The following is a 13,108-nucleotide window of genomic DNA, read 5'->3' as shown; positions in this document are numbered from 1 at the left end:
AAATAAAGATTAGCCGATCAGTTTCGCATACTCGTCGGCCGACAGCAACCCGTCCAGCTGCCCCGGTTCCGTGAGGCGGATTTTGACCATCCACCCCTCGCCGTAGGGGTCTTTATTGACCGTTTCGGGGGCGTCTTCCAGTGCGCCGTTGAGCTCCAGCACCTCGCCCGCCACCGGCAGGAAAGCGTCCGAAACGGTCTTCACCGCCTCGATCGTGCCGAACACGTCGCCCTGTGCCAGCGTCTCGCCTTCGGTCGTGATGTCCACGAAAACGATGTCCCCGAGCTGGCTCTGGGCGAAATCGGTGATCCCCACGAATGCCTCTTCGCCCTCGACGCGAATCCACTCGTGGTCTTTCGAATATTTCAGGTTGGATGGAATGTTGCTCATCTCGAATCAGATTTTTTAGGTTCAACGCCCCAAAGATACCGCTTTTTTCGAAACGCGCAAGGGTGGTGTTATTCCGTTAACAGCCTGTTCCGACGAGCTTTGACATATCGCCCGAATTTCCTATCTTGCACAAGTTATGAAACGATTTTTTCTTCTCCTTTGCGCGCTCTGCACCGCCCTCGGACGGACGACGGCGCAACCGGCTCTGATTCCCTATCCGCAACAGCTCGAAACGACGGGCCGATACCTGGTTCCGCTGCTGAACGTCAAGGTGCGGATCGACACCACCCTGTCGCTACCGGCCGAGGGTTATATCCTGGAAACCTATCGGAAAGGGGCTAAAATCACGGCCCGCGACGAGCAGGGCGCCATCTGGGCGCGCCAGACGCTGCGCCAGCTGACCGACGAGCGGGGGTTGGTGCCGAGCGTCCGGATCGTCGACTGGCCGGCTTTCGCCTGGCGCGGCTTCATGCACGACACGGGGCGCAACTTTATTCCGGTCGAAGAGCTCAAACGACAAATCCGCCTCCTGTCGCAGTACAAGATCAACCTGTTCCATTGGCACCTGACGGACTATCCGGCCTGGCGGATCGAGTCCCGGCGTTTCCCGCAACTCAACGATCCGCAGTATCAGCGACCGGGGCGCGACGAGGGGAAGTTCTACACCTACGGCGAGATTCGCGACGTGATCGACTATGCCCGGAAACACGGCATACTGGTGGTGCCGGAGATCGACATGCCGGGCCACAGCACCTATTTCAACTCGACGTTCGGTTTCGGCATGGCCGATCCGCGGGGGATGCGGATCTTGGAGGAGGCTTTGAACGAGTTTTTCACCGAGATACCGGTCTCGGAGGCGCCGTACATCCACATCGGCTCGGACGAGGTGCACATTCCGGACCCGACGGGGTTCATGCGGTGGGCGGACAGTGTGGTGCGGGCGGCGGGACGCACGCCGATGGTGTGGGATCCGGGTCTGCCGGCGACAGACGGAAGCATTCGGCAGGTGTGGTCGGAGGCTTCGGGCTACGTGGCCCGCAACCGGACGCAGGGCGGGCCGATCGTCGATTCGTATATGGGGTACCTGAACAATTACGACCCGATTTCGTTCACGCCGCGGATGCTGCTGCACGACCCGTGCGACCAGGCGCAGGGCGATTCGACGGCTTTGGGGGGGATTCTCTGCCTGTGGAACGACACGAAGTCGCCGGGTTTGGAGGGGTTGATGCGGAATAGCGGGGTATGGTCGGGGCTGCTGCCTTTCGCCGAACGGCTATGGCGAGGCGGGCGGAAACCGGAGGGGTCTCCGACGAATCCGAACCTGTTCCCCGATCCTTCGACGCCGGCCGGGGAGGCTTTGGCGGAGTTCGAGGAACGTATGCTGACCCACAAGGAGGGTCTGCTCAAAGAGGAACCTTTCTGCTGGTGGCCCAACGCTTCGCTGAAGTGGCGGGTATCGGAGCCTGCGGCGTTCGGGAGCGACACTTCGAGCCTGAAATGGCATACTTTATATGGCGGGGCGATCGATGTGGACGCGATGCTGGCCACGCTGTCGTTACTGAAGCCGGATTCGGGCGAGGTGTGGGCGGAGACTATCATCACGGTGCCGCGCGACACGGTCATCCTCGCCCAGATCGGTTTCGAGGCTCCGTCGCGGTCGAACCGCATTTCGTCGGGCATCGGCGCACAGGGAGCGTGGGAGGCTGCGGGCGAGGCATGGATAAACGGCGTCCGGATCGAACCGCCGGTGTGGCGCGAGCCGGGCGCGTATGCATTCCGGTTCAACACGTGGGCCAGACCGGAAGAGGAGTTTCCGTATACGGCGGAACAGCTGTTCTGGACGCGTGAGCCGGTCGAAATCGCCCTGAAAGCGGGGACGAACCGAATCGTACTCCGTTCTCGCAAGCTCTTCCGGGGGCAGCACTGGATCTTCGCCTTCGTGCCTCGCTAAAGGAAATCAGCCAAAGCTACTTGCGTTTTGGACAAGATTTCCCAGGCGCGCGGACAATGAATTGGGCCGTCGGTAGCTGGAGGATGCGGAGCATCCATCTAAAGTTTTTCTGGTTCTCTTTGTTCACAAAGAGAACAGTACCCTCGAGCCAAACCGCGCGCCACGCCTTAAGAGGGAAATCGTCAAAATGTGCTGGCACGTTTTGACAAGATTTCCCCAGGCGCGCGAAAACGCGGCGGAGCGACAGCGGAGCCGCAGTGAAGCCGACACGGGGCGGAGAACTGGGCTCTGCTTTGGGCCGTGCCGGGCCGAGCGTGGGGCTTGGATTGGGGCGGTAAGTTGGGCTGTGCTTGGGGGCAAGCTTTTGCGACTCTCAGAGTCGCGCAGTTCGCCGCCACCCCCTGCGGCGGGCTGCAACTCGTCGGAGCTCGTTGCTGCTCTCCGCTGGCGGCGAACTGTTGTAGGTCAAGAGTAATTAGCGCGATTCGCAGAATCGCTGGCCTCTTATTGGGGTAGAGGCTGCCCGATCGGAGTGCCCGAAGGCACCGGTGCGGGGAGGCGCGCCGAGGAAGAACCCGACAGAATTGGGCTGAATTTTTGGCTGTACTTTGGGCATTATTGCTTTTGCGACCCTTTGGGGCGTGCGGGCCGGACGCCTCCCACCGCGGAGGCCCGCAACTAACGTTGTTCTGGGCCCCGCAGGCTTCGTCCCGATCGGGCGACAAGGCTGAACTTGACAGAAAAAGGCGTTGCTTATGCGGTTCATAGAGCCGCCGGGCTTGCGCGCTGGGCCTTCGGCCCACCCCCGGAGCGCGCAGCCCGAAACCGACAGAATTGGATGAAAGTCCGAAACCAAATGGGCCGAGCTTCTGCGGCTCTTCGAGCCGCGCAGGCTTCAACCCGCTAAGGCAATTGCATTTTTCTCGTATGCTCGATTGCGTCCCCGCCGGCGACGAACTTTAGTTGCATTATAGCTGAAGACGCAGAAGCCCGCAGTCAATTAAATCTAATCTCTGGTCAAGCAGTAACGAACTGTCCCCCCCAAAAAGACTAAAGAACAGTCAATCAGCCGCCACTAACTGCCGGTAGCGGCGGCAGAAAAGCCGGTAGTACAAACACCCCAGCACCGCCAGACCGACCGTAAAAGCCACCCACGTACCCGCAGCGCCCATCTCCCACATAAAGCTGCACAAATACCCGACCGGAGCCGAAATACAGACATAAGTAAAGATCGCGTAATACATCGGCCGTTTCACCTCCGTCAGCCCGCGCAACGCACCCAGCACCACCCCCTGGAAACCGTCGATCACCATAAAGACGCACCCGAAGCGGAGCAAATGGGCCGCGACCTCGATCACCGCCGTCTCGGCAGTGAACCAGCCGGCGATCTGCCGTCCGAACAAGAAGACCAGCAGCGACGCACATACCGTAAAGATCGTAATCAGATGCAGCGAAGCGTTCATCGCCCGTCGCATCGAAGGATAGAGCCTCAAGCCGTAATCCTGACTCACCCGAATCGTCGTAGCGGCCGACAGCCCCGTGACGACCATAAAGCTCAGCGACGGCAGATTGACCGCAATCTGGTGGGCAGCCTGCGGCACCGCCCCGAACAGACCGATCACCACAGCCATCAGACTCAAAGCGGTCATTTCAATAAAAAGTTGCAGTGCGATCGGCACACCCACGTTCAACAACCGACGCAACCGGAACGGCGTGATCCGCACACGCCGGAAAAGTCTTATATAGCCGCGATAATCGGCACGACCGAACATCAGCCAGGCAAACAAAATCACCATCACGACCCGGGCAATGAAGGTCGAAGCTCCGGCCCCGACAGCTCCCATCTCAGGAAAAATCCACCAGCCATAGATCAACGCTCCGTTCAGCGCAATATTCAGGACGTTTCCGACAATCGCAATCACCATCGTGTGCGACGTGTTCCCGATTCCTTCGAGAAACTGTTTGCAACTGGCGAACAGCACCATAGGCAGAGCTGAAGCCAGCTGATACCACATGTATCCGCGAGCGATGGGCACGATAGCCGGGTCTTGCCCCATCCGTCCCATCAGAGGCAGGATCAGCCCGAGCAAAAGCATCAACAAGAGACCGGTTGCCATCCCCAGCAGCACGGAATTTTTGAACAACGCCGCACTGCGCATCCGGTCGCCGCGCGCATAGCTTTTCCCCACCAGAGGGGTGAGTCCCATCGCAATACCGGTTCCTAAAAACAGAACGGGCCACGAAAGGGCATAGGCGAACGAAATACCGGCCAGCGGTACTGCCTCGCCCAGATGCCCGACCATTACGGTGTCGGCGATCTGGACGGAATACTGTCCGACCTGAGAGACAATTACGGGAACCGATAACCGCAAATTCGAGCGATAATAACTTCCGTAACCTTTAAACATCATTCTTTTTCTGTTTTTATTCTATTTCGCGTCTACGTGACATGCGGGACAACTGCCCCGCACCGGGCTGCCGCGATTTCGGTCGCACGGACTATGAGGGCATAATAAGATTCGTTGGCAATAGTGGATTTTACTGGTCATCCACCACGAACGACATCTACGAGTTCGATTTACTTTTCCACTCACAGGATCTCGTTCCCAGTTATACAGACACCCGCGCCCACGGTTTTCCGTTGCGTTGCCTCTCGGAATAAACGCCGCGGGCCCGCGGGGGCAAGGGGCTGGAGCTCTACCCTAATTAGGTGCCTCTACCCTACTTTGGTTTGACCTTAGCGGATCGGACGCCCGGGAGGAACGACAACTCTCGGCGCGTGAGCGGCGTGTTGCGGGCCGCCCGGTGGGAGGCGTCCGGCCCGCGCGACCTTGCAGGTCGCAAGCTTCAGCCTAACTCACGGCCCAATCTACAACCCTAGCCTCTCGTGTTCGGCCTGTCGCCCACTCCCCCGAGCGGCTTCGCCGCTGGACGACAGGGCCGGCGACCTAAAGGTCGCACAAGCACCGCCCATTCGTCTCTTTTAAGCTGTTCACCGCCAGCGGAGGCGTAACGAGCTCCGACAAGTTGCAGCCCTCCGCGGGGGATGGCGGCGCAACGAGACGCAACCAAGCCTGCCAATATGTAATTGCTTTAACGGGTCGAAGCCTGCGGGGCCCACAGCAACGTCAGTTGCGGGCCTCCGCGGTCGGAGGCTTCGGCCCGCGCGACTCTGCGAGTCGCAGAAGCACAGCCCAAAGCTCGCCCCAGTTCTCCGCTCCGTGTCTGCCTTACTGCGGCTCCGCTGTCGCTCCGCCGCGTTTTACCGTCGCCCGCGGCAATTCTTGCCGGATTGGCCAAGTGCCAACCGGCAGAATATGCCCTCTTTAGGCGGGCGGGCGACGGATTTTTAGCAAAGTCAAATTTTTTCGCGCGCCCGTCCTACAGGAGGGTACTGCTCTTACGCCGGGCGGGCGCACTCTTTGGGTGTTTTACTGCCAGCCTCAACCCAATCCTTTGTGCGCGCGCCGGGGAAATCCTGTCAAAACGCGCAAGCGCATTTTGACGATTTCCTTATTTAGGCGGGGCGCACGGCTATACCTACGGGAGGGTATTGCGCTCGGGCCGCGCGGGCCCCACGTCCCGTGGACGGGAAATGCTGACGCATTTCCACTGGCAGCCTCTACCCCCCTTCTTCGTCCGCGCGCTGGCGGAAATCTTATTCAAACGCGAACTACGCGTTTGAATGATTTCCTTATCCAGCGGTCACGCGCGGGTCGAGCTTTGTCCCGCCTCGAACTGTTCCTTTTGGCTTCGCGTTGCCTTCGGCTTCCTCGTGCTACCTCGGCAAAGCCCGCAAGCGGTCTCTGCCCTCGGTACGCTACTCGGTTCCTCCTCGCCGCTCGGCAATTTGCAAACTATGTTTGCATAGCTCTCGCTGGCAGCCTCGGTTGTGAACAAAGAGAACCAGAAAAACTTTAGACGGATGCTGACGCATCCTCAAGCTACCGACGGCCCAAATCGCAAGACAGCCTCCACCCCAAACCAACAACGCCATAGCCTTCCCTCGTCCGCATCCGCCGAAGGCCTCGTCAATCGAAAAAACTACAAACAAAAAAGGTGTTCATTTCCTGAAACAGGAAACAGACACCTTTTTTTGATTTTGAAAGCTCGGAGACGGTAATACTCAACCGCTTTACAATATCGTCAGAACATAATCGGAAAGAGCCTACCCCCAAGGAAGAGGAGCCTCTCCGGCAACAGTCCGAACTACTCAGCCGAAGCTTCAGCCGTTACCGACACGGCCACTTCCGCTTTGATATCCTTGTAGATCTTGACCGTAGCTTTGTATTCGCCGATCTGCTTGATCGCATCGACCTTGACGTGACGTTTGTCGATCGAGAAGCCCTTCGCTTCGATCGCATCGGCCACCTGTGCCGCCGTCACCGACCCGAAGATCTTACCGCCTTCGGCCACCTTCACAGCGATAGCTACCGCTACCCCGTTCAGTTTATCAGCCACAGCTTGAGCGTCGGTCACCATCTTCGCCTCCTTGTGCGCCTGCTGTTTGATTTTTTCAGCCAGCACCTTCTTAGCCGAAGCGGTCGCAGCCGCCGCATATCCCTGCGGAATGAGGTAGTTGTTGGCATACCCCGGCCGCACGTTTACGATCTGATCCTTATTGCCGAGGTTATCGACGTCTTGTTTCAGTATGATTTCCATAATGTATTCTCTGCTCCTCGGTTAGGGATTATTTCAACAAGTCGGTTACGAACGGCAGGATAGCCAAGTGCCGTGCCCGTTTCACCGCCGTAGCCACTTTTTTCTGGAACTTCTGCGAAGTCCCGGTCAGCCGGCGGGGCAGAATTTTCCCCTGTTCGTTCAGGAACTTTTTGAGGAATTCGGCGTCTTTGTAATCGACGTATTTGATCCCGGCTTTCTTGAACCGGCAATATTTTTTCTTCTTGACCTCAACGGATACCGGGTTGAGGTAACGGATTTCGGATTGGGGTGCTGCCATGATTACTCTTGAGTTTTAGCTGCGTTGATGTTTCTGCGTTTTTCGGCATATTCGGCCGCGTACTTGTCCTGTTTGAAAGTCAGGAAACGGATGACGCGTTCGTCGCGACGGTACTGGGTTTCGAGCACGTCGATCAGTTTGCCTTCGCCTTCGAACTCGATCAGGGTGTAGAACCCGGTGGTCTTTTTCTGGATCGGATAGGCGAGCTTACGCAAACCCCACTCTTCGGTGTAGTTCACTTTGCCGCCGTTCTCGGTGATGACACCCTGGAATTTGCCGACCAGCTCTTTCAACTGTGCGTCCGAAAGAACGGGAGTCGCAATGAAAACGGTTTCGTAACGGTTCATAAGTTGTCCGTAAAGAAATGATGAATAATGAGTTGTTTCGTCGCACCCGTCAACAGAGCGCGTTTCGAGCCGCAAAGATAGCTTTTTTTTCGGGATGTACAAACCGGCGGGACGATTTTTGCCGACGGACACCGGGGCGATCGGAAGCGGACTCGCCAGCCGGAAGAGTCAGGAGAGGAGAATAATAACTCAAAACGTCCGATTTGTAACATTATGAATGTAAAGACAAAACATTTCGGCTTTTTTTCGAATTATATTTGTGTTCTTTGTAGCGGGAGATTTATTTTGTATTTATCATTATCGTCCATTGTATGTCGGAGCAAACCAAGAACAATAAGGCGGAACGTGCGTCGTCGTTGTGGCAGTTCGTGACCCACTCCGCTTCCGGCCCCCAGTCTCTGGAGCTGACCCGCAACCTGCTCGGCGTGGTAGAGAGCGGGACGAAAGTCGTCCATTATGCCGGGGAGAGCTATCGAATCGGCGACAAGGAGCTTTTCCTGCTGGCGCCGGGGAAACATTACGTCGAAAACCTGCCGGCCCGGAACGGGCCGTATAAGGAGACCTGCCTCGCGTTCGACAACCAGGAGATGGCGGGAGCCTTGTCGGCGCTCGTGACCTTGTACGGGATGGAGCTGGAGCTGCCGGAGGCGGCACAGGCCGATCTGACGCTGGGACACGTCAGCACGCGGCTGTGGCCGGAGATGCGGCTGTTGTTCGACTCGCTGATGCCGTATATGGACACGGACTACCTGACGTCGCATCCGCAGCTGATGCGCCTCAAACTGGCCGAATTCGCCTACATGGTGGTGGCGCACAAGGAACACGGGTTGCAGTACAAACTGCTGCGGTGCGTCGAGCGGCTGGCCGACCCGTTCGAGAGCATCATCCGGAACTCGATCTTCGAAGACCTCTCGATCAGCGAGCTGGCGCAGCGGACCAACAAGAGCCTGACCTCGTTCAAGAACGACTTCCTGCGGATATTCGGCATGACGCCGCACCGGTGGATTCTGAAACAGCGGCTATTGCATGCGCGATTAGAGGTGGTATCGACCACCAAACCGATCGCGCAGATCGGATACGAGTGCAAGTTCGACAACATCTCGCACTTCATCAAGCTCTTCAAGCGGGAGTTCCAGATCACGCCGCTCTCGCTCCGGCAGGAGTATCGCCAGTCGGCGGGGATGGCGGGAGAGGCGTAACGACTATTCGACGGCAATACCGGCGAAATACGCAAAGGGGCAGGATGGTTTTCATCCTGCCTCCTTTTTGTTCCTGCCTTTTTTTGTGCGTTAAGCCACGCTGGCGAAAAACCCCGCCTATACCGTCAGGTCGAGTTCGTCCCGCAATTTGAGAATATTCGGATTGAGGCGCACCAGATACTGCAACTTATCTTCCGTCGAAACCGGTTTGTACTCCTGCTGCACCTCGGTCACGACGACCGTCACCGTCGCCGCCGCTCCGGTCAGCTGGCGCAGGTCGCGCTCGATCTCCCACTTGGCCTGGTTGATCTCGTCGGCCAACACTTCGTTCGGCACGGAGACGAGCACTTCGCTCCCGCGAATCTGTCTGGCCGTCAGCGCCGTCGCCAACCGAGGTCGTTGCCGCTCCATCCAAAGCCGCAGCAAGTCATCGTATTTTTCAGTAATCACCCTCTCTGCCTCCTCCGGCGTCACCTCACGAACAGAGGCCCCCTCCTCTCGTGACGCCACCTCGGCCGATGCCACCGCCCCTTCGGTCGCACCTCCGCCTGCCGCAGCCTGTAAATTCGTGATCGACACCCCCGTAATCGATCGTCCCGCCGCCCGTCCCTGCTCCGGCTGCGCCACAGGTTTCGTCGCCTGCGCCGAAACCGGAGAGGTCGTCGCAGCCGGTGCAGGCTGCCCTGCCGCTTCCCGCACCGGTTCCGATTTCGGCTCCGGTGTCGGTTTGGGTGTCAATTCGGAAGGAGTCGCTGCCGCTCCCTCCGGCACCGTCCGCGCCGCCGGCACGGCAGGATTCACCACCGTCGCCCCACCCCCGCCATTCGAAATCGCCGGCATGGGATACCGCCCCACTCCCGCCACCAGCACCAGAGCATCCGCCTCCGAATCTCCGCCCGCCTCAGCACCTACGGTGTCATCTTTTTTTTTTAGCCCTCCCAACCCGCACAACTTGATCAACGCCAATTCGGCATGCAACCGCCGATTGGTCGCCGTCCGATAGCCGGTATCGACCTGAGTCAACAGGTTGATGGCATTGAACAGGAAGCCCGTATCGCACCCCTCCGCATTCGCCTGCGCCCGGTACCGCTCGGCCACCTGACCGGTCACCTCCAACAACCCGGCCGTCTGCGGATTCTTGCACATCAACAAATCGCGCATATGCCCGTTGAGCCCGGCGATAAAAAGCTGCCCTTCGAATCCCCGCCGCAACACGCCGTCGAACAAGGTGAGCAGCTCGGCATAGTTCCCCGCCAGAATCAGATCCGTCGCCGCGAAATAGGTATTATAATCCAGTACGTTCAAACTCTCGGCCACCTTGTCGCCCGTGAGTTTCGTCCCGCAGAACGAAACGACGCGGTCGAACATCGACAGCGCATCCCGCATCCCGCCGTCGGCCCGCTGGGCGATCACGTGCAGCGCTTCGTCGTCATAGGTCACCCCCTCCTGACCGGCAATATACTGGAGATACTGCACGGTATCCTCGACCCGTATCCGGTTGAAGTCGTAGCACTGGCACCGCGATAAGATGGTGGGCAGGATCTTGTGTTTCTCGGTCGTGGCCAGAATGAAGATCGCATAATGCGGCGGCTCTTCCAAGGTTTTCAGAAAGGCGTTGAAGGCGTTGGCCGACAACATGTGCACCTCGTCGATGATATAGACGCTGTAGCGCCCCACCTGCGGCGGTATGCGCACTTTTTCGGTCAGCGCCCGAATGTCTTCCACCGAGTTATTGGAGGCGGCGTCGAGTTCGTGGATCGAAAACGACCGCCCTTCGTTGAAAGCCCGGCACGACTCGCATTCTCCGCACGCCTCATGCTCCGATGTCGGGTTCAGACAGTTGATGGCTTTGGCGAAAATCCGCGCACAGGTGGTCTTCCCCACTCCCCGAGGCCCGGTGAAGAGGTAGGCGTGCGCCAGCTGTCCCCGCGCAATGGCGTTCCGCAGGGTCTCGGTAATATGAGCCTGACCGACGACGCTGCGAAAGGTGGCGGGACGGTATTTTCGAGCTGATACGACGAATGATTCCATCATTCTACAAAGATAATAAATGCACTTCGCATTCCAAACCTCTTTTCGCACTCGTCATTGTGCCGGATGGAACCGTACCTTTTCTGAAGAAAAGGTACCCAAAAGACTTTCGTGATAGCTACGCTACTCTTTAGGCTCCGCAGTCCTCAGTCTTCGTGATTGCTTTTGGGTCGGGGTTGTAGCGCGCCCAAAGTTTAGCTCGCATTAGCGCGCTACAACTCCCGGCCCAAAGAAGAATCCGAGAACCGGGCCGCCGGCAGCTGGAGGATGCGAAGCATCCTTGAAAGTTTTTCTGGTTCTCTTTGTTCACAAAGAGAACAGTTCACTCCCGGGCAAAGAAAAAGAGATACGAGAGAGGTTGTATGCAAATCGCATGTACATCATATCCCGTTATTTTGCCACAAAACGGTTTAATAAAAACGGATATAGCCATGTACAAGTATGCCAAAGACGGCGTTACCGTATCCTCGGTACTCGACACCCGCCGCGCCAAGAAGAACGGACTCTTTCCCGTCAAAATCCAGGTCGCCTACAAGCGCGTCCAGAAATACTACCCCACCGGGAAAGAGCTCGACACCGCCGAGTGGAAACGCCTGCTCCGCACCCGCAGCGGCTACCTGCTCGAAGTGCGCCGCGACATCGGCAGCTCCTTCGACCGCATCAAGCGGCACGTTCAGGAGCTGACCGAAAAAGAGCCCTTCTCGTTCGACGCCCTCAACCGGCTCCTCGGGCGCGGCAAGGGCGACACCCTGAACAGCCTCTTCCGCCATCGGATCATCCGCCTGACCGCCGAACAACGAGTCGGCAACATGCTCTGGTACGACAACGTCTTCAAATCGATCAAACGGTTCTCCAGCCGGGCGATCCCGCTCACAGCCGTGACGGTCATCTGGCTGCGCCGCTACGAGAAATTCCTGCTCGGCGAGCAGAAAAGTCCCGTGACCATCTGCATGCACATGCGCGCGATCCGCGCCCTGCTGAACGAAGCCCGCAAAAACGGCAACCTGCTCGACACCCAATACCCGTTCGGGCAGGGAAAATTCGAAATCCAAGAGGGCGAGGGCCGAAAAATCGCCCTGAATCTCCGCCAAATCAAACAGATCGTCGATTTTTCGAACGGCAATCCGACCACGGCTCACTATCGCGACCTGTGGTTTTTCATCTACCTCTGCAACGGGATCAACGTAGCCGACCTCATCCGGCTCAAATATGCCGACATCATCGACGGCGAAATCTGTTTCGTTCGCCAAAAGACAGCCCGCACCACCAAAACCCGCAAAGAGATCCGAGCGATCATTACTCCCGAGATGCGCGCGATCCTCAGCCAGTGGGGCAATCCGCCCTCCCCGGAGAACTTCCTGTTCCCTTTCCTGAACGGCCATGAGAATGCGATGGAGCTGAAAATCAAGACACAGAATCTCACCCGCCAGATCAACCGCCACATGCACCAAATCGGCCTAGCGCTGGGCATCGGGCCGATTTCGACCTACACGGCACGTCACTCGTTCGCCACCATCCTCAAGCGTCAGGGGGCCAACATCAGCTACATTTCCGAATCACTGGGCCACAGCAACCTAAGGACGACGGCCTGCTATCTGGCAGGGTTCGAGAAAGACGAGCGGATCAAAAACGCGCGCCTGTTGACCGACTTCAAGAAATCCAAGAAATGACGCCCCCACATGAAACGAACATTCGACTCCATCCGACCGACCAATATGTAAATTGTATGTACGTCCCCAAAACCGGTTTTCAACAACCTCCTGATCTTTTGAATGTTCACTCCGAATTTTCACCTCCTTGCCTCTGTTTTGCAGACAGAGGCGGTGACGGTGACGGCACTCGGGGGTAAAAAACAGGATCGGAAACTCGGTTATGCCACCTCTACCGTCAAAGGCGACGAACTGGCACGTACCAATACCATCAGCCCTGTCAATGCTTTGCAGGGTAAGGTAGCAGGGCTCCAAATTTCGACCTCCGGGTCGTCGGGGCTGACCTCGTCGCCGGTGATTACACTCCGCGGGGCGAAGTCGCTGACCAAAAACAACTCCCCGATTTTCGTCATCGACGGGATCGTGATGGAGAACTCCGTGATGGGGTTGGACGCCGACGGCAGTAACAGCGGGATTGCGTACGGCAACCAGCTGAAGAACCTCAACTCCAACGACTACGAATCGGTTACCGTGCTGAAAGGTGCTGCTGCAACCGCGCTGTACGGTTCTCGTGGTGCGAA

At 57.8% G+C, this 13,108-nt stretch carries 10 protein-coding genes; 4 read left to right on the top strand and 6 right to left on the bottom strand.

The window, feature by feature from the left end; genetic code table 11:
- Positions 1–9 precede the first annotated feature (9 nt).
- Positions 10–390 carry a glycine cleavage system protein GcvH gene (gcvH, locus tag ACTO3O_RS03350; protein WP_294594021.1) on the bottom strand — a complete coding sequence of 127 codons (381 nt, stop codon included), beginning with the start codon at positions 388–390 and terminating at the stop codon, positions 10–12.
- A gap of 136 nt (positions 391–526) precedes the next feature.
- Between gcvH and ACTO3O_RS03345 the strand changes: the two genes are divergently transcribed.
- On the top strand, positions 527–2,341 hold the full coding sequence (locus ACTO3O_RS03345; protein WP_297830713.1) for a family 20 glycosylhydrolase: 1,815 nt from the start codon (positions 527–529) through the stop codon (positions 2,339–2,341).
- Between the two features lie 1,061 nt (positions 2,342–3,402).
- Here ACTO3O_RS03345 and ACTO3O_RS03340 read toward each other — a convergent pair.
- From ACTO3O_RS03340 to rpsF, 4 genes are all read right to left on the bottom strand, one after another.
- A complete protein-coding gene (locus ACTO3O_RS03340) occupies positions 3,403–4,752 on the bottom strand; it encodes an MATE family efflux transporter (RefSeq protein WP_297830711.1) in 1,350 nt (449 codons plus the stop codon).
- A 1,798-nt stretch (positions 4,753–6,550) separates the two neighbouring features.
- Positions 6,551–7,003, bottom strand: a complete 453-nt coding sequence (gene rplI, locus ACTO3O_RS03335; protein WP_297830709.1) for a 50S ribosomal protein L9 — start codon at positions 7,001–7,003, stop codon at positions 6,551–6,553.
- 28 nt (positions 7,004–7,031) lie between these two features.
- On the bottom strand, positions 7,032–7,301 hold the full coding sequence (rpsR, locus tag ACTO3O_RS03330) for a 30S ribosomal protein S18 (RefSeq protein WP_027291133.1): 270 nt from the start codon (positions 7,299–7,301) through the stop codon (positions 7,032–7,034).
- Between the two features lie 2 nt (positions 7,302–7,303).
- Positions 7,304–7,648, bottom strand: a complete 345-nt coding sequence (rpsF, locus tag ACTO3O_RS03325) for a 30S ribosomal protein S6 (protein WP_294594224.1) — start codon at positions 7,646–7,648, stop codon at positions 7,304–7,306.
- A 311-nt stretch (positions 7,649–7,959) separates the two neighbouring features.
- Between rpsF and ACTO3O_RS03320 the strand changes: the two genes are divergently transcribed.
- Positions 7,960–8,847 (top strand): AraC family transcriptional regulator, encoded by an 888-nt coding sequence (locus ACTO3O_RS03320; protein WP_294594222.1) that lies wholly within the window; start codon positions 7,960–7,962, stop codon positions 8,845–8,847.
- 117 nt (positions 8,848–8,964) lie between these two features.
- Here the strand turns inward: ACTO3O_RS03320 and ACTO3O_RS03315 are convergent, their stop codons facing one another.
- Positions 8,965–10,878: a DNA polymerase III subunit gamma/tau gene (locus tag ACTO3O_RS03315; RefSeq protein WP_297830718.1), complete on the bottom strand. Its 1,914-nt coding sequence runs from the start codon at positions 10,876–10,878 to the stop codon at positions 8,965–8,967.
- Positions 10,879–11,309: 431 nt separating this feature from the next.
- Here ACTO3O_RS03315 and ACTO3O_RS03310 point away from each other — a divergent pair, with 431 nt between their 5' ends.
- Together ACTO3O_RS03310 and ACTO3O_RS03305 are read left to right on the top strand one after the other, a co-directional pair.
- A complete protein-coding gene (locus ACTO3O_RS03310; protein ID WP_297830707.1) occupies positions 11,310–12,548 on the top strand; it encodes a site-specific integrase in 1,239 nt (412 codons plus the stop codon).
- 102 nt (positions 12,549–12,650) lie between these two features.
- Positions 12,651–13,108, top strand: a 458-nt coding sequence (locus tag ACTO3O_RS03305) for a TonB-dependent receptor plug domain-containing protein (protein WP_482596443.1), incomplete at its 3' end; no start/stop codon positions are given.

The organism is Rikenella sp. (assembly GCF_056799795.1).
Note: the sequence above shows the minus strand (reverse complement) of the source record. Positions and strands in the feature narration are given on the sequence as shown.